The organism is Serratia sp. CY27727, from assembly GCF_052169275.1.
Lineage (GTDB): Bacteria > Pseudomonadota > Gammaproteobacteria > Enterobacterales > Enterobacteriaceae > Serratia > Serratia sarumanii.
Window position 1 is genome coordinate 242,436 of record NZ_JBJNLB010000004.1, and the last position, 18,740, is coordinate 261,175.

The following is an 18,740-nucleotide window of genomic DNA, read 5'->3' on the forward strand; positions in this document are numbered from 1 at the left end:
AGAAAAATAAACATCAGGGATGAGCCGATGAGCAAGCATCAACTATTGGATTCACAGGCGGGATTTTACTACGGCACCAAGATCGGCGATGACAAATCGAGCTATAATATCGCGGAATATGTCGAAATAAATCACACTCTCGATATCGCAAGAATGAAACGTGCCATTCATCGCGTCATCAGCCAAACGCCGACGCTGCACGTTCTGTTTGATGAAGATAACGGTACGCCTTATCAATATCCCGTCACCGCCAACATCTCAGTGGAATGGGTAGATCTTTCGCAGCGCGCCAACAATATGGCCACCGCTATCGAATTAATGGAAGCGGATACCAAGCGCCCGTTCTCGTTGAACGCTGCGCCGTTATTCAGACAAAAAATCATTAGACTGGGTGAGCAACGCTTTCTGTGGTATTTCTGCAGCCACCATCTGCTGCTTGATGGTTACGGCACTTATTTGCTGATCCACCAAGTGGCACAGGCCTACCGAGGCCAAACGCAGCAACCGCAAGACGTACCTGCGATCGATGCCTTGCTCAGGGCTGAATCTGAGTATAAACAGTCAGCCGCCTATCAAGCGGACCGACATTTTTGGCAAGCAGCCAGCGCCTCACTGCCAGACCCGATGACATTAGCCTGCGCCAATATTCCCTCGGGACAAACGATCCGCCATGTGACGTCGTTGCCCTATCCTGCCGAGCGCCTTGCGCTGCAAACCGGGCACCCTTCTTGGCTGGCGCGCACTTTCGTGGCAGTGATGGCATATTTGTACTTGTGTACCGGCGAGAAACAGCAAACGATCGGCGTCCCAATGATGGCGCGAACAGACTCCCTGACGAGGCAGGCGCTGACTTGCAAAACCAACGTTGTTCCTTTGACGCTCGATATTGAGGACACGGCCTCATGCCGACAGTTGGCGCAAACCATTGAACGCATGCTCAGGCAACTCAAAAAACATCAAGCGTTCCGTTACGAAGAGATAAAAAGTCTGAGGAGCGTCACCAGCCGCTCGCCGCTGTTCAACATCGTGGTCAATATCATTCCCTTTGAAGCGGCAGCCTCATTTTCTTCCGCGCAGCGCAGCGAAATCCGTAATTTACGCTCAGGAGGCGCGCAGGATCTGGTCTTCAACATGCGTCCCGATCTCGATAACCAAACGCTTCGGCTGGAGATCGATGCCGACTCAGGGCTTTACGATGCGGCCAGCCTGGTGCGGCACAGCCAGGGGATACAGACCTTGTGCGACTTGCTGTATCACGACCCGGAAAATCTTTCCGTCGCGGCATTGCGACAACGTTTCCCGCTCTCGCTGCAGGGTAAAGCAGCCAACGAGAACGTGGTCGATATAATGCAACGTATCGATCGCGCCGTCGTTCAAGCGCCGCAACGCACGGCGATCCTCACGCCCGCACACGCTTCGTTGTCGCTAAGAGCGCTGTCTTATGCCGTTTTGCAGCAACAGTGGCGTGCGCTGGCCGATACCCTGGCCCCCGCCCGTGCTGCATACACCGTGCTGTTGCTCGACTTGCCGCAAGGGCCGGAAGCCATCATCTGCATGCTTGCTGCGCTGCAGTTGAAAATGCCGTTCGTCAACCTGAATGCCAAAGGGGATGGAGCGGCTCATCGTCAACTGCTTGAACAGTTTAGCGACGCTATCCTGATTACCGATCGCACACTTCCCTCCTTTCATTCCGAACCTGACGTATTGGCGCATTGGCGCGCATCGACACTCGATATGCCGGCGGATTTCGCGCACTTCACCGTGTTTCGCCGGCAAACAGCGGCAGAGGCGCCGCCATTCCCGGCCGGAACCGGCTATATCATGTTTACCTCCGGCTCGACGGGAATGCCTAAAGGCGTGATAGGCGCCCGACATGCTCTCAACGTTTTTGTCGATGCGGCGATAAAATGCTATGGCATTCAACCGCATGAACGCGTGTTGCAATTTGCGCCCTTGCATTTCGATGCGTGCATTGAAGAAATTTTCATGACGCTGGGTGCCGGCGCCCACCTGTGTATCGCCCCTGAGGCCGTCAAGCACAGTTTTGCCGCTTTCTTCACATTCTGCGCCGATCATCAAATCAGCCTGCTGGATCTGCCGACTGCCTACTTTAATGAGATGCTGTTCGCCTCCGGCGGCGAACAGACGCTGCCGCCGGCCGTCACGACCGTTATCATCGGCGGCGAAAGCCTTTCACCGCGAGCCAAAGAAAGCTGGTTCGCGCACTATCCCAAAGGCAGAAAGTTATTCAACTCCTACGGCCCAACCGAGACAACCGTGGTGGCGACGGTCGCCGAAATCAAAAACGATGGCGCCGCCGTGACGATAGGCGCACCGTTGGACGGTATATACACGGCGATCGTCGGCGAGGATCTCAGGCTGTTGCCGCTCGGCTGCAGCGGCGAATTACTGATAGCCGGAGCGACCGTCAGCCTGGGATATTTGCATCAGCCAACGCTGAGCGCGGAAAAGTTCGTCACCCTTGAGGTTAACGGCCATCCCATGCCCGCCTTTCGTACCGGCGATATCGCCTGCCAGCGCCAGGATGGGCAGCTGGTGTTCCTTGGCCGCAAAATTCGTGAAGCGAAAATCGCCGGGCAGCGCGTCAATATGGGTGAGATAGAAAGCTGTCTGGCCCGGTTGCCTGCAATTGTCGAAATTGCCGTGCTGGCCAAAAGCGGCGACGCGGGAACGGAACTGTACGCGCATTATCACAGCCGGCAGCCGCTCAGCGAGGCAATGCGCCGCACGCTGTATGGCGAACTGCCCAATGCACATATTCCTCAGCGCTTCGTGCATCACCCAACGCCGCTGGCCAAACTGGCTAACGGCAAGATTGATTATCGCACCCTGGAAAGACAATCCCGGCTGCCTGAACCCACACGGGAATTGCGTTCGACGACATTCAACACCCTGGTGAATGAGGTTTGGCTCGCGACGCTGGGCAGTGACGATGGCGACTTCTTCACGCTCGGCGGCGAGTCGCTGCAGGCCATAAAAATCATTAACGCGCTTAACGCCCACTGTCGGTTGGATCTGAACCTGAGCGATATTTTTGAACATCCGAGACTCGCCGATTTCTGCCGACACCTAACGCAGCTGGCCCATGCACGCTATGGCCTGGATCCGCAGCATCTGGACATCCGCTGCGCTATCGGCCGCCGCCTATCAACCGAGGCGCCGGCCAGCAGCCGGCTGTTTATTCAATCTCCCGAAGGCGCAGATGAACGACTTTTGTTGGCCGCCCTCGCCGACAAACACGGTGTGGACATTCTGTCACCGCAGGCGCTGCCGTTGCATGCTGAATGGCCGCTGAACGCGGCCATATTCAACGTACCGAACGAAGCCACGCAATATGCCAGTTGGCTTGATGCGCTTTCGGCCCTGCTGCTCGTCCTGCCCGGCCGAGTTAACTACATGATCTTTATGCATGATACAGCCGGCGGCGCCAGACTCACGCAAAGCCTGCTGCGCGATTTTCGGCATGAGCGGCTGCTGTTGCTGCATAAAACCGATTCGCGCCGCCAAGCCGTCGACGCCGGCGTTACTGAGTTGATAGCCTTTTCCGCGCGGCTTGGCTATTTCCCGCACATCCGGTTCGATACGGCCAATGAGCGATTGAACGGCTGCGTACTGAGGATCTTCGGCTTCGATGATGGCGAGAATATCGATCATCGCGCCGCCTTCACAATGGCACAGCGGAGAAACCCGGGAGTGCAGTTGTGTAGCTTGTCGCATTGGCTGAATTTGATTTCCGCCCACAGCGACAAACGCCCGAATAAAAGCGGTCGAACAGGGAAAGCTATCGACGTCAACATAGAAGGAGTGCACTGATGAGCGTCATCGGCCTGATCAATCTGATGGAAATGGCGAAACAGGGAGCAACATTCGGCGAGCTGTCGCCTCGACGCCAAACCATTGAGCATGTCGACGCCGCCGCCCTCAGTGCGGTGCAGGAAGACATCACCGCATTTTTATCTGTCTGTACGCCAGATAATGCAGTGCGAGACACCGGGGAGAAGCCTTGTTACACCGTCAATCACTACGCGGGGCAATACCTGTGGCTGTATGAAAACTTCACCAAGAACAGCCCGCTGTATAACATTCCGATCGCCAAAGAGATCCTGGGGCCCTTTGAACCCACGCGTTTGCTCGCCGCGCTGAAAAAACTACTCAAGCGGCACGGTGCGCTTTGCGGCCGCTATCGGCTAGACGGGGAAGCCATCACCGTTGACATCGTGCACCCTGATGAAACCATTTTCGAACACAGTCTCGAGGACATCAGCGGGCAGAATAGTGAGGAGCAGCAAAAAAGTATGCTAGCGGCGCTTAACGCCCAGTGCACGATTCCGTTTGATCTCGGTGCCGAGTATCCCCTGCGCTGCCGGATCTTGAGAAAGAGCGCGCAGCACCACTATCTGTTCTTGACTTTTCACCATTGCGTGGTCGACGGCTGGACGGCCAATTTGCTGGTGGATGAACTGAGCCGTGGCTATCACGCGCACGAAGAGCATTGCCATTATGACAACGGCCAGGCGTTTTTCCGCTACCTTGAAGACCCTTTCCTCGCCGTCGCCAATGTCGATGACAGCATGGCGTTTTGGCGCGATGAACTGGATGGTGCGCCGGAAAAACACGCGCTTGAATACGATATCGCCATCACCGCGGCAGGAAAAACACAGAATATCGTCAGAACATCGCTGACGAACGAACTGCAGTCGGCTCTGGCCCAGTTAGCCAAACATAACGGTACGACGCTGTTTACGCTGTTGCACTCCGCCTTCGCGTTACTGATTGCCAGAGAATCTGCGACGGATCGCGTGGTCATCGGTAGCCCGATCGCCAACAGGAACGAGCCGACGTTAAACGATGCCGTGGGCAGCTTCGTCAACACGATCGCTCACCAATTTATCATCACTGGCGACGACAGTTTCACCGCGCTGCTGCAAAAGAACGCGAATAAATTTGCGCGCGCTTTCAAACATCAGGGTTTGCCATTCTCTTACCTGGTTGAACAACTCAAGCCCACGCGCGGCAAGTTTCACCCCATTTTTCAAATCATGTTCGTCTGCCAACATCGCAAAAGCAATGAGCTGAATGTTGGCGGTGCGCAGGTTAACACCCTACCGAGAGGCTATGCGCCGCCCAAGTTTGATCTGGTTCTGGAAGTGATTTCCAGCGCGGAGGGCATTCAGTTGGAATGGCAATACAACGCCAAGCTGTTTACGCCGGAGCGCATTGACGGATTGGCGCAAGCTTACGCATTGCTGCTGCAGCAAATTGCCTGCGATCCCTCGCGGGCCGTCGGCCACTATTCGCTGGCGTCAATGGCCGATAACAGGCAATTGCGTCAGCTCTCCATCGGACAGGCAATGCCGGCATTCTTGCGGCAACCTCTTTCCGATCGGCTGTTACGCACTGCCCACCAGCATGCGGATCGCCCGGCGTTGTACGAGGGCGATAGCGTATGGCATTACGATCGACTGTTGCGGCACGCCGGCCTCGTGGCGCATTGGCTGATCGCCCATACCGCCCCAGGCGCGCTCATCGCCATCGATCTTCCACGCGGCGCTCATCAAGCTATTGCGGCGCTCGGCGTGATCCTCGCCGGACGCGCCTACTTGCCGTTGGCCGAAGGATTGCCGGATGCCCGCGCAGCGGCCATTATGCGGATATCAGGTTGCGCCTGGGTTTTGAGCAACCAGGCTCACCATCGCGCCCGCTATCCGCAGACTACCCGCATTCAAGATCTGGAGGCGCTGTTTTCCCCTCATGTCACAGACACAGCGACGACCTTCCCGCCAGGCGAAGCGGAAGCGCTCGCCTATGTCATTTATACGTCGGGGACGACCGGCACGCCAAAAGGTGTGGCTATGGAACAGGGTGCCGTCACCAATACCTTGCTGACCATGAACCGACAGTTTAACGTTTCTCATCGTGACAACGTATTGGCGCTCGCCGATCTGGCCTTCGATTTATCGGTCTATGACCTGTTCGGCAGCTGGCTAGCAGGCGCATCGGTAACGGTGCTATCGCCGCATGAAGCGAAAGAGCCGTCAGCATGGCTAAATGCGATACGCCAGCGGCAAATCAGCATCTGGAACTCGGTTCCCGCCATCTTGCAAATGTTGGTGCAATATTGCGCACAAGAAAACATCCTGTCGCTGCCTCAACTGCGGCATATTTGGCTGAGCGGCGATCGCATCTCTTCGCGGCTGATCGCCGAGGCACATCGGCTTTGCCCCAACGCCACCATCACCAGCCTTGGCGGTGCAACCGAAGGGGCAATATGGTCAATTTATCATCCGGTTACACGAGATACGCACTACAGAAACGCCATCCCCTATGGAACCGCATTGCCAAATCAGAGCATGTGGGTGTTGGATGAAAAACTCGAGCCGTGCGGTTTCGGCGTTACCGGCGACATTTATATCGGTGGCGTTGGGGTTGCCCGCGAGTATTGGCGCGATAGCCAAACCACCGCCGGCAGCTTTGTGCTTTTCCCAACCACCGGAGAACGCGTGTACCGCACCGGCGATCGCGGCCGTTGGCATCGCAGCGGTTACATCGAGTTTCTCGGCCGCGAAGACCAACAGGTGAAACTGCAAGGTTTTCGCGTCGAATTGGGTGACGTCGAATTCGCGCTCAAAAGCAGCGAGCTGGTCGCTGAAGCGTGTGTCGTCTGTCGCGATGAAACCGGGAACGGCACACCGCATCTGGAGGCTTACATCACATTGACCGAGGCGGGGAAAACCTGCATTCAAGCAGAGCAAAGAATACGCGAGCTGGTTACGGCCGCATTGCCCACGTATATGGCGCCATCCCGCTATCATCTCATTGAACGTTTCCCGCTTTCACGCAACGGCAAATTGGATCGCACCTTGCTATCGCCAGGCACCGAACGGAGTCAGGCCAGCGATGTTGCACCCGCGGCGTCCGCGGAACTCATGCTGCTACGAGAGCTGTTGGCGAATACGTTAGGCTGTACCCCAGACAAGATCGACCCCCATGCCAGCTTCTTCAGCAATGGCGGCAGCTCGCTTTCCGGCATCACGTTTTTGGGCAACATCAAGCGCGCCCTTAATGTGGAATTAACCCTGGCGGAAATCCTTGGCTACTCACAGCTCGATAAACTTGCCGAGCGTCTGCGCGCGAATGCGCCCCTGCCGTTATCGATGCTGTCCGGCTCAGCCGATCGCCCCACTCTGCCCACCTTGTATTTGGTGCATGGCGCCGGCGGCCAGGTACATCAATATGCAAAGTGGACAAAACAGCTTTGCGCCTGCGCCAACATCATTACCATCGCCAGCCCGGGGTTGGCCGCGCCAGGCGCAGACGACACACTCACCCTGCAGCGATTGGCCGCCTCCCACTTGGCGGCCATACCGCGTGCCAAACGCGACACGGCCGTTATCGCCGGCTGGTCATTGGGTGGCCAATTAGCTGTCCATATGGCGGCGCTGGCCGCGGAACAAGGCGCGCCCTTTGCGCATGCGGTGGTTGTCGACAGCGGTTTGCCCGCCCAGCAGCCCGCAGTGAAGCGACGTTTCAGCGTGGCCCAAAGTTACCTCAGTCTGTTCGACTCCCTCGGTATTGCGCGCCATTTGTGTCGGCGTCAAGAAACGAATGCGATAGACAGCTTCGCCAACGAGATAAAAATGCACTATGCGCTGAATCAGAGCGTGCTTGCGGAGAAGATCACGCTGGAACATGCCGAAACCTTCTGTTGGGCGCTGAAAAAATCGTTCGAACTAACGAATAACGCCGGCCCCCTGCCGCAGATAGCGATACCGCTAACGCTTTGGCTCAGCCAGCAACGTCAGCGTAAACACCCCCATCTTGCACAACGCTGGGAGATGCAATCCTCGCATAGCGTTCAACTCAGTTATTGTGCAGAAACGCATTACAGCATTTTAAACAACGCTCAACTTCTTCGAGCGCTGACGCAATTGCTGCACGCGTTGTCAACATCATTGGAATAACGCGAGAAGATACCCCCTATCAATCAAACCTATCGAGGCACTGATGAAATTACCAAGCAGTTGGATTTTTTTGTTCTGCTTTTACTACACATTTATGGATATTTTTTATTCTTTATTTTTTTCCGAAGACAGGAGGTTTACCAGCACAATCATTCAATCCTTTATCTTTTCAACCTTGCTAGTGGCATTTTTCTGGTATCGGAAAACTGCAAAAACCAAAAACCAATAATATAAGGAAGTCATTATGAGAGAGCTTACACTTAATGAAGTGAACTTTATCGCGGCAGCTGGGGATTTCAGCTATGCAGAGTTGGGCGGTGCAGTCGCTGCCGGCGCGGTTGGTGGAGCGATGACCGGCGCCATGGCTGGCGGCGTCGGTGCTGGCCCAGGCGCTGTTGCCGGTGCCGTTATCGGTGGTGCCGCCTATACCGCTGGCAAAATGGTGGAGTCCATGTTGGGTGGCAATAAACAAACATCGACGAACAATCCTGCCGACAGTAACTAATGCAGGAAGATTCGTATCCATCATATGAAAAGATTATTCATTATATTGTTCGCCATTTTAATCGGGCTTGTTGTTGGCGTGATTGCGGATTATTTCAGCCTCAATCGTTTCTTGAAATACGCCCTTATCGCCTTTGCCGTTATCGCCACGCATAAATTGCTCAATAGCGATCACGGGCGACGCTCAGCATGATCAACGTGGCTTATTTTAAAATTTAATTACTAAGGAGCAAGTATGCGCAATCTTACCTCTGAAGAATGTTCAATCATTTCCGGTGCAGGAGATCGCAGCGGTACATTGACGGTTTCCGCAGAAACTGTCGGCGCAGCGATCGGCGGCGGCATCGGCTCTATCGGTGGCGTGGCGGGCGGCGTTGTCGGCACTATTGTCGGCGGTGCTGTCGGTAACTATGTCACCGGCGATCGTGCCCCCGGCTCAGTTGGCCCATCAGGCATTCCCTGGGGCGGGAGCAACGGCGGCGGTACCATGTGGGGGAACAACAACAATACCGATTCGAACTGATCGGGGCCCTGCAAGCCTCGCGGTTGACCTCAGCGGTTAACATTGGCTTCAGCGCCTAAAGCGTCACATCATGCCAGGGTTATCATTGTGATAACCCTTTTTTCATGGGTTCACCGCAGGATGAGTGCGCGGTTGACGTAGCGAAAATATCGGGGTGAAGAGGCCAGGTAAAGCGAAGCTGACATTACCCGAGTCGAATGACTCTATCCGCAGAGGCAATCGTCGACGGACGGTGCGCAATAATCACGCGGGTAATGTTCAGTTGTGAAATAGCGCGGTTAATATGTGTTTCATTATCTAGATCCAGGTGGCTAGTCGCTTCGTCCATAAACAGAATGCTGGGGCGACGATAGAGCGCACGGGCTATCAATAAGCGCTGTTTCTGCCCGCCAGAAAGGCTCCCCCCCAGTTCGCCGATCAATGTTTCATAGCCCATCGGCATGTTCTGAATATCATCATGCATATTGCAACGTCGTGCGCACGCCTCAATACGCTTCAGATCCATCTCGGCATCAAATCCTGAAATATTTTCAGCGATAGATCCCGCCAGCAGCTTGTCATCCTGCAACACGCAAGCGATACATTGGCGATAATTATTAACGCCAATGTTGCTGATATCCATACCGTCGACCAGCACGGCCCCTTCATCCGGCGACAGCAACCCACACATTAACTTCATCAACGTGGTTTTACCCGCGCCGGAGGGACCGACAATCGCCACGCTTTCTCCCGCTGCAATGCTGAGATTCAAATCCGCGATAATGGGTTTCGCCAAGCGATCATACTGGTAGCGCAGATTCCGCACCTGAAGCTCTGCGGCTTTGCCTTTTGTGAAGAGCTGGCGCGCGGGCATTTGCGATTCCGGTGACGAAAGCACAATGTCCGCCACCCTTTCATTATGCAAACTCAGCATTCGCAGCTGAAGCATCATGTCGATCAGGCTGCTGGCACGCTCCGAAAACTGCCCGCGGTAGGCGTTAAACGCGATAAACATGCCGATCGTCATTTGATTGTCTATGACCAATGCCGCGCCTAGCCAAAGGATGATCACCTGATCGCAGGTGGCGATAAACGCCCCTAGGCCGCCAAACATCATGTTTAATTTGGTCAGCTTGATACCGGCATTGATCGTTTCTACGTTTAGATTCAGCCAATACTGCGAACGGGTTTCAGATAACCCCAGCGCCTTTAACGTACTGACGCTATACAACGTTTCCATGAAATGAGACCCGGCTCGTGCCCCTTTCACCAACTGCTCTTCCGACAGCTGCCGATAATATTGATAGGTCGACAACCTGAGAATAACGTATATCGCCGTAAAGCCGAGCACCACCCAAACCAACCAGCCGCCATAGAGCAGCATCATGATAAATACGCCTACGGACATGATGCCATCAATAATACTGCTGACGATGCTGGTAGTGAAAGTCGCTCTTATCGTATCCAATGAGCCGAAACGGGATTGAATATCACCCAACTTGCGCTTCTCAAAGAAGGAAAGCGGCAATTTCATCAGATGATCGAACACTCCCGCCTTCCATTGCACGTCTATCAACGCGCCCATGACGATAGAGATCCACGAGCGCAACATGGATACGCCGGTACGGAATAAAATAAAAAACAGCAATCCTATGCATATCAGCGCTAAAAGATCATGATCGCCGGCCAGAATCACATGGTCCATGACCAACTGCGTACCGACGGGCAACAGCAGATTAACCGTTTCAATCACGATCGACAGACAGAAGATCTTTAGCAAGGCCCCCTTGAGGCCGCGCACATTGCTCATCAGCTTGCGAAAACGCAATCTGCTTTGCTGTTTGATCGGCTGAAATTCACTGTCTGGCCACAGCTCAAGCGCTACGCCGGTAAAATGCCGCGACAGTTCATGCAACCCCAGCACTTTACGGCCAAAGGCAGGATCATGGATCACCGCCCGCCCTCGGCTGACACTGACAAGCACCACGAAATGCTTCATGTCCCAATGCAGAATACAAGGCATTTTCAATGCCTTAAGTTCATCGATATTCAGCGATAACGCTCTGGATTGCAGTTTCAGTGCGCTCGCGATGTCAATCAGCGCGGACAGCGTCGCCCCGCGTGAAGAAAAGCCGTAGCGGCTGCGCAGATTAAACAGATCGATTTGCAAGCCATGGTAATGGCATACCATCGCCAGACTGGCCAGCCCACATTCCGAGGCTTCAGTTTGCAGGATCTGCGGCACTTTGCGGCGCAGCGACAAATTGAGTTTGCCCTTTAGCGTGTCGAAATAAGATTCAGTCATTGATTGGCCCCATCAGGCTGTTTTTCATATCGTAGAAAGGCGAGAACATCCATTGATATAAAGGCCTTTTTTCCAGAAACAGCGTGGATTGAGCCCGCATGCCGTTAGTGAGCTGCAACGCCTTGCCCTGGTAACTGATATGCGTTTCATCCAGGGAAACGGTGACCTTGTAATAAGATGCCGTTTGCGCGTTGGGCTGATGCACGGGAGAACTGCTGTAAGTTGACATTTCTTGCATGGAGGCCGGCACATAAGCGATGCTTTCTATCCTGCCGGGAAACTGGCCAAACTTCTCATAGGGGAAAGCATCATAACGAATGTTGATGGCGTCCCCCGCTGAAACATAAGGCACACTGGCGTTCGGCAACCATAAAACTAGCTGATAAATCGCGCCATTACGTGGAATAATCTGTACCAGACTGTCACCGCTATTGACCATCTGACCCGGGGTAACGCTGAGAGATTCAATGCGGCCATCGCTCGGGGCGTTCACGATCAATGCGCCGCTGGCATCGGCTTCCGCTAACTGCCGTTGCAAATCATTACGCTGAAACTGGTACTGTGAAATTTGATTATCGAAATCTGCCGCGCGCGTAACGATGTCGCTTTCCAAATTCGTAATTTGCAACGATTCCTGAATGTGTTGGCTATGCAGGTTTTGGAACAGACTTTGTTGTTGATAAAACGAATAGGTTTGTCCGCTAAGCTGATCTTTGGTAATCAGACCGCGCTGCTGATATTCCTTATAGGAACGCATGTTGTCCTGAGCAAATGCCACCCCTTCTCGTGCGTTATCCAACAGCTGTTTGGACTGCATGTGCGCCAATTCATACTGTTTTTTTTGCGCGCGTAGATTTTCCAGCGTCATGCGCTTGTTGTCTTGCAACTTAAGGATGATGCTGTCAACGTGTTTTAACTGGTTTTCCAGCGCCAGGCGCGTATTGGCGCTCACTTTCCCGTTATCCGTCACCCGGCTGACATCAATCTGATAAAGACGCTGGCCTTTTTTAACCACGTCGCCCACTTCGACGAAGCGTTCCGAGATAAAACCCTGCTGGGGTGCAAACACATTGACTGAGCGGGGGAAGGTGGTGATTTCACCATAAACATTAATGCGGCGCGTATAATGACTGAATATAAGAAAAGAGAGGAAAACAAGAATAAATAAAAACGATAAAAGACCAAAGCACCAGGCGGGCAAGCCGTTTATCAATAAGGCCTTACCCGCCCATTTCGCCCGCTGATGATCCGTGGCTTCCTGTCGAAACAAATCACGCATGAAATCCCTTTCCAGAAATAAAGCTCAAGCCAATCCTGGCTCGTAAAATGCAGAAGTACACCGAAAAAACAGCAACAGTGATTAAAACAAGCCTGTTGCTTTTTAAGCAGCGATATCGTAAAGATAATTATTCTCATTATGATATAGAGCCCCCCGAAGAAATGCAATGCTTTTTACGCACTTATCCAGCAACATGGCTGTATATCACTAGGTATATTCATAAAAAACCAATAAAGAGTCTCCTAACCAAATAATCGTATTCAGACTACATCTCGGCATGTCCAATAAATAATCATGCGCCGCCCTTCCATTGTCTGTTTTTCATCCACAATGTGTGCAGCAATAACGCTATCAAGGCTTTCACTTCCTTATGTTAAAATTGTCGCCACGCGGTGTCGGCGTATTCCAATATGCCTTTGCGCCAACACCGCGAATGAAATCAGTCTGACACCGCCGCCTGATAAACCACCTTGCCGTCCACATAGGTGCGATAAATATTGCGATCGTCCCCCAGCGTCATCAGCACGAAGCCTTGTTCCGCCGGCGTGGCGCTGTTGGCGTAGCGTAACTGCTGCAGCGGCGTCACCGCCGGATCGAGCACCACGAAATCCGCCTCTTTGCCGACGTCGAAGTTGCCGATTTTGTCGTCCAGCGACAGCGCGCGGGCGCCGCCCAGGGTGGCGTGATAGAACGCTTCTACGGCGGAGAGCCGGTAATGCTGCAGCTGGCCGACCTTGTACGCCTCGCCCAGCGTGCGCAGCATATTGAAGGAGGTGCCTGCCCCCACGTCGGTGCCGATGCCGAGCTTCACCCGCTTGCGCCAGGCCTGCTGCAGGTCGAACAGCCCGCTGCCGAGGAACAGGTTGGAGGTGGGGCAAAAGGCGATCGCCGAACGGGTCTCACACAGGCAGTCCCACTCCTGCTCCTCCAGGTGCAGGCAGTGGGCGAACACGCTTTTGCCGCCGGTCATGCCGTAGCGATGGTAAACGTCCAGATAGCTTTGGCTTTGCGGGAACAGCGATTTTACCCAGGCCACTTCCTGCGGATTCTCGCTCAGGTGCGTCTGCAGCCACACGTCGGGGAATTCTTCGCGCAGCCGCTGCACCTGCGCCAGCAGCGCCGGGGTGCTGGTTGGCGCAAAGCGCGGCGTAATGGCGTAACCGAGGCGGCCTTTGCCGTGCCAGCGTTCAATCAACTCGCGCGTGTCGCGGTAACTCTGCTCCGGCGTTTCCAGCAGCGCCTGCGGCGCATGGCGATCCATCATCACCTTACCGGCGATCAGGCGCATGTTCAGCGTTTGCGCCTGGCTGAACAGCGCATCGACCGACTGCGGGTGCACGCTGCCGAACACCAGCGCGGTGGTGGTGCCGTTGCTCAGCAACTCCCGCAGAAAGAAGGCCGACATCGCGTCGGCGTGCCGCTCGCAGCCATAGCGGCTTTCGGTCGGGAAGGTGTAATTATTTAACCAGTCCAGCAGTTGGTCGCCATAGGCGGCAATCATTTCGGTTTGCGGATAGTGGATATGGGTGTCGATAAAGCCCGGTACGATCGGTTTGTCGCGATACTCCGTGACCGCGAAACCCGGCGGCAGCAGCGCCTCGCCCTGCTGCCAGCTGCCGAACCAGACGATGACGCCCCCGTTCAGCAGCAACAAACCGTCGGGAATGTGCCGCAGGCGTTCGTCAAGCTGTTGCGGTTCCTCCACGCAGGCCGCGATATCAAAAAAATTGCCACGAATAGCCGTGGTGAATTGCAGTGCCATTATTTTCTTCCTTGTGACGACCGGCCAATCTCACCCGCATAATAACCTGCGTCGATGAAACAATGCCTTCTGTTGCCCAAACTTAAAGACCGGGTTAAGCATAGCAAGCCGTGTACCAACAGACCGACATAAAATATATTTTCACGTTAAAACAAAGTGATACTAATTAAACAAAGAAAACCAACCGAAGAAAAAGAATAAAACACGCGGCGATCTTCGACGGCAGACTAATAGCAACCGTTTGCTTACCGAAATAACACCGTTGCTGCACCTTTAATGGGCAAAGGGATATTTTCGCGCCCGTCAGCCTATTTCAACGCGATAAAAAGAGGCCGGAACCATTCAGGAACCCACCCGACAAACTTGAAACGATAACCATTCTCAATTATCATCCGCGCATCTTTTTGACCAGCAATGCGAAAACCATGTCCGCCACCGCTTCCGCCCCGCACGCCGCGCTGTCGCGCCTTTACGCCACCCATCACGCCTGGTTGCAGGGATGGTTGCGCCGGCGGCTGGGCTGCGCTTTCGACGCGGACGATGTGGCGCAGGACACCTTTATGCGCCTGCTGAAAAGCGACGCCGCGGCGACCCTGCGCGAGCCGAAAGACTTTCTGGTCACCGTCGCCAAGCGGGTGATGGTCGATCTGTTCCGCCGCAGAACGCTGGAGCGCGCCTATCTGGAGATGCTGACGCTGATCCCGGAAGGCTACGCCCCGTCGCCGGAACAGCGCCAGAGCCTGTTGGAAAGCCTGCAGCAGATAGACGCCATGCTCGACGGCCTGGGGCCGAAAGCGAAACAGGCCTTTCTGCTGTCGCAGCTCGAAGGCCTGGGCTATGCGGACATCGCCGTGCGTCTCGGCGTGTCGGTCAGTTCGGTTAAAAAATACATGGCCAAGGCCACCGAGCATTGCCTGCTGTTCAGCCTGGAAAACGACGTTTTCTCATGAGCAACGCCATTACCCCCGAGCAGCGCCAGGCGCTGAAGATGGCCGCACACTGGTATGCCCTGTTGTGCGATGAGCACGTCACCGACCGCCAGCGCCTACAGTGGCAAGCCTGGCACCAGCAGCACGCCGATCACCGCTGGGCCTGGCAGCGCGTCGAAGCGCTGCAGAGCCAGCTGCAAGGCGTGCCGGGCAAGTTCAGCTACCGTGCGCTCGATCGCGCCGGCCGCCAGTCGGCGATCGATCGCCGCACCCTGCTGAAGAGCCTGCTGCTGTTGCTTGGCGTGGGCGGCGGCGGTTTCCTTTACCAATCGCCGTTCGGCCGGGAGCTGCGCGCCGACTACCGCACCGCCACCGGCGAAATCAAACCCATTGTGTTAAGCGACGGCACCCAACTGGTGCTCAACACCGCCAGTGCGGTGGACGTGCATTACGACGATCGTCAACGGTTGATCCGTTTGCACGCCGGAGAAATCAGCCTGATTACCGGGCGCGACCCCCGGCCGCTGTGGGTGCAAAGCCCGCAGGGAGCGATGCGCGCGCTCGGCACCCGCTTTTTGGTGCGCGAGATCGGCGGCGAGACGCGCCTGACAGTGCTGGAGCATGCGGTCGAAGCGCAGCTGGCGCAGGATCCGCAGCAAACGCGCCGGGTGGGCGCCGGGGAACAGATCGGCTTCAGCGCCTCGGCCTTCAGCGACAAGCAACCGGCGGCGGCGGAGGACGGCTGGCTGCGCGGCGTGCTGAGCGTCAGCCAATGGCGGCTGGACCGGGTGATCGCCGAACTGGCGCGCTACCGACGCGGCCACCTGAGCTGCGATCCGGCCGTCGCCGGCCTGCGCGTCAGCGGCAGTTTCCCGCTCAACGATACCGATCGCGCCCTCGCCCTGCTCAGCCAGACGCTGCCGGTGCGCCTGCAGAGCTTTACCCGTTATTGGCTGCAAATCGTTCCCGCCTGAATCTTTTTAAATGAAAATGATAAAAAATCGCATTCTTGATTGTCCCTTTTGCTTCGCTCATCCGACTCCCAGGAAAACACTGCAGCAATAAATAAAAAATGATTCAGGAGAAGGTATGAACAACGCTTGGGGAAAGGGAGCGCCGGCTTCGCTTTGGGGAAAACGCGCCACACCGCTGGCCGTGGCTATTGGCCTGGCATTCGCCGCACCGCTGACGGCGAGCGCCGCCAGCGCCGCCGCAGCCTATCATATTCCGGCCGGTGAGCTGGACGGCGCGCTGAACGCTTTCGCCGCTCGCGCCGGCATCGCGCTCTCGGTGGACGGCACGCTGACCGCCGGTAAACGTTCGCCGGGCCTGAGCGGCAGCTACGGCGTCGATGACGGCCTGAACGCCCTGCTGGCGGGCAGCGGCCTGCAGGCTAAAGCGCTCGGCAACAACGGTTACACGCTGGCCAAACGGCCTCAGCCGCAGAAGGAAGAAGACATCACCGTGGTCGGTGACTGGCTGGCGGAAGGCCGCCAGGTAGACGTGTTCGAACATCCCGGCGCGCGCGACGTGGTGCGCCGGGAAGAATTCGCCAAAACCGGCACCACCACCGTGCGCGAAGCGTTGAACCGCGTGCCGGGCGTGGTGGCGCCGGAGAACAACGGCACCGGCAGCCATGACATGGCGCTGAACTTCGGCATTCGCGGCCTCAACCCGCGCCTCGCCAGCCGCTCCACCGTACTGATGGACGGCATCCCGGTGCCCTTCGCGCCTTACGGCCAGCCGCAGCTGTCGCTGGCGCCGGTCTCGCTCGGCAATATGGACGCGATCGACGTGGTGCGCGGCGGCGGCGCGGTGCGTTATGGGCCGCAGAGCGTCGGCGGCGTCGTCAACTTCGTCACCCGCGCCATCCCGAAAACCTTCGGCATGGAAGCCGGCATGCAGGGGCAGCTCAGCCCGACTTCGCGCCAGGATCACCCGAAAGGCACCGGCAACCTGATGATCGGCGGCACCGCCGACAACGGCTTCGGCGCGGCGCTGCTCTACTCCGGCACGCGCGGCAGCGACTGGCGCGAGCACAGCGCGACCAAGATTGACGACGTGATGCTGAAAAGCCGTTACGCACCGAACGAGGTGCACACCTTCAACAGCCTGCTGCAATACTACGAAGGCGAGGCGGACATGCCGGGCGGCCTGAGCCGGGCGGACTACAACGCCAACCCGTTCCAGTCGACGCGCCCGTACGACAAGTTCTGGGGCCGCCGCCAGCTGGCGAACTTCGGCTATCAGTATCAGCCGGATCAACAGCACAAGTTCGACGTGCAGAGCTTCTACACCTACACCCTGCGCAGCGGCTATCTGGATCAGGGCAAAAATCTGACGCTGTCACCGCGCGAATACTGGGTGCGCGGCGTGGAACCGCGCTACAGCCAGAGCTTCCGCTGGGGAGACTCGGCGCATGAGGTCGGCGTCGGCTACCGCTACGTCAGCGAATCCACCCACGAGCTGCGCTACACCAGCAAGGCCAGCACCGGCCGGCTGCCGTCCAGCGCCAGCCCGTACGATCGCGATACCCAGTCCGGCACCGAGGCGCACGCCTTCTATATCGACGATCGCATCGACATCGGCGACTGGACCATCACGCCAGGCATGCGCTACGAGTACATCAAGTCGTATCAGAACAACTACATCAAGAACAACCGCCTCGACGTCAGCTATAACGCGCCGCTGCCGGCGTTGAACGTGATGTATCACCTTAACGAATACTGGAACCTGTACGCCAACACCGAAGGCTCCTTCGGCACCGTGCAGTACAGCCAGATGGGCAAAGCGGTCGACAGCGGCAAGATTGAACCGGAGAAGGCGCGCACCTGGGAGCTGGGCACCCGCTACGCCGGCGATGCGCTGACCGGCGAGATCGGGCTGTTCCTGATCAACTTCAACAACCAGTACGACTCCAACCAGGTGACCGACAGCGTGACCGCGCGCGGCAAAACTCGCCACGCCGGGCTGGAGGGCAGCCTGCGTTACGATCTGTCGCAGCTGACGCCGAAACTGGACGATCTGACCGCCTACGCCAGCTACGCCTACGTCAACGCCACTATCCGCGAAGACGGCGGCTACAAGGGCAACCAGGTGCCGTTCTCACCGAAGCATAAAGGCACGCTGGGGCTGGACTACACGCCGGGCAACTGGGCGTTTAACCTCAACGGCGAGTTCCAATCCAGCCAGTTCGCCGATAACGCCAACACCGTGGCGGAAAGCGCCGACGGCAGCACCGGCCGCATTCCCGGCTATATGCTGTGGGGCGTGCGCGCCGCCTATGATTTCGGCCCGGAAATGGCCGGCCTGAATCTGGGCGTCGGCGTGAAAAACCTGTTCAACCACGAGTATTTCACCCGTGCCTATGACGACAATAACAAAGGTCTGTACATCGGCCAGCCGCGTACGATCTATCTGCAAGGCTCGGTGAAGTTCTGATCCCCGGCGGCGGGCGCACCTCAGCGCGCTCGCCGC

The 18,740-nt window shown here is 56.4% G+C and carries 11 protein-coding genes; 8 read left to right on the top strand and 3 right to left on the bottom strand.

Annotated features, from left to right (window positions below):
* Positions 1–27: 27 nt before the first annotated feature.
* The 5 genes from ACJ8HB_RS13675 (at position 28) to ACJ8HB_RS13695 (ending at position 9,009) form a co-directional block, all read left to right on the top strand.
* On the top strand, positions 28–3,834 hold the full coding sequence (locus ACJ8HB_RS13675) for an AMP-binding protein (protein WP_094860136.1): 3,807 nt from the start codon (positions 28–30) through the stop codon (positions 3,832–3,834).
* Positions 3,834–7,982 (top strand): non-ribosomal peptide synthetase, encoded by a 4,149-nt coding sequence (locus ACJ8HB_RS13680; protein WP_094860135.1) that lies wholly within the window; start codon positions 3,834–3,836, stop codon positions 7,980–7,982. The genes ACJ8HB_RS13675 and ACJ8HB_RS13680 overlap by 1 nt, the downstream gene beginning before the upstream one ends.
* Positions 7,983–8,226: 244 nt before the next feature.
* A complete protein-coding gene (locus ACJ8HB_RS13685; RefSeq protein WP_049196799.1) occupies positions 8,227–8,487 on the top strand; it encodes a hypothetical protein in 261 nt (86 codons plus the stop codon).
* A gap of 24 nt (positions 8,488–8,511) precedes the next feature.
* Positions 8,512–8,679 (top strand): hypothetical protein, encoded by a 168-nt coding sequence (locus tag ACJ8HB_RS13690; protein ID WP_160208002.1) that lies wholly within the window; start codon positions 8,512–8,514, stop codon positions 8,677–8,679.
* Between the two features lie 42 nt (positions 8,680–8,721).
* A complete protein-coding gene (locus tag ACJ8HB_RS13695) occupies positions 8,722–9,009 on the top strand; it encodes a hypothetical protein (protein WP_025302730.1) in 288 nt (95 codons plus the stop codon).
* 184 nt (positions 9,010–9,193) lie between these two features.
* Here the strand turns inward: ACJ8HB_RS13695 and ACJ8HB_RS13700 are convergent, their stop codons facing one another.
* The 3 genes from ACJ8HB_RS13700 to guaD all read right to left on the bottom strand — a co-directional run bounded on the left by ACJ8HB_RS13700 (position 9,194) and on the right by guaD (position 14,334).
* Positions 9,194–11,293, bottom strand: coding sequence for a peptidase domain-containing ABC transporter (locus ACJ8HB_RS13700; protein WP_033638474.1), 2,100 nt, complete (start codon positions 11,291–11,293; stop codon positions 9,194–9,196).
* On the bottom strand, positions 11,286–12,572 hold the full coding sequence (locus ACJ8HB_RS13705) for an HlyD family secretion protein (protein WP_033648236.1): 1,287 nt from the start codon (positions 12,570–12,572) through the stop codon (positions 11,286–11,288). Before ACJ8HB_RS13705 ends, ACJ8HB_RS13700 begins: the two co-directional genes overlap by 8 nt.
* 439 nt (positions 12,573–13,011) lie before the next feature.
* Positions 13,012–14,334: a guanine deaminase gene (gene guaD, locus ACJ8HB_RS13710; RefSeq protein ID WP_060452965.1), complete on the bottom strand. Its 1,323-nt coding sequence runs from the start codon at positions 14,332–14,334 to the stop codon at positions 13,012–13,014.
* Positions 14,335–14,759: 425 nt separating this feature from the next.
* On the opposite strand from guaD, the gene fecI reads away from it, so the two are divergent.
* From fecI to fecA, 3 genes are all read left to right on the top strand, one after another.
* Positions 14,760–15,284, top strand: a complete 525-nt coding sequence (gene fecI / locus ACJ8HB_RS13715) for a ferric citrate uptake sigma factor FecI (protein ID WP_033638471.1) — start codon at positions 14,760–14,762, stop codon at positions 15,282–15,284.
* Positions 15,281–16,237 carry a ferric citrate uptake sigma factor regulator FecR gene (fecR, locus tag ACJ8HB_RS13720; RefSeq protein ID WP_094860134.1) on the top strand — a complete coding sequence of 319 codons (957 nt, stop codon included), beginning with the start codon at positions 15,281–15,283 and terminating at the stop codon, positions 16,235–16,237. The genes fecI and fecR overlap by 4 nt, the downstream gene beginning before the upstream one ends.
* Positions 16,238–16,352: 115 nt before the next feature.
* Complete coding sequence (gene fecA, locus ACJ8HB_RS13725) at positions 16,353–18,704, top strand: TonB-dependent Fe(3+) dicitrate receptor FecA (protein WP_094860133.1); 2,352 nt, start codon at positions 16,353–16,355, stop codon at positions 18,702–18,704.
* Positions 18,705–18,740 lie beyond the last annotated feature (36 nt).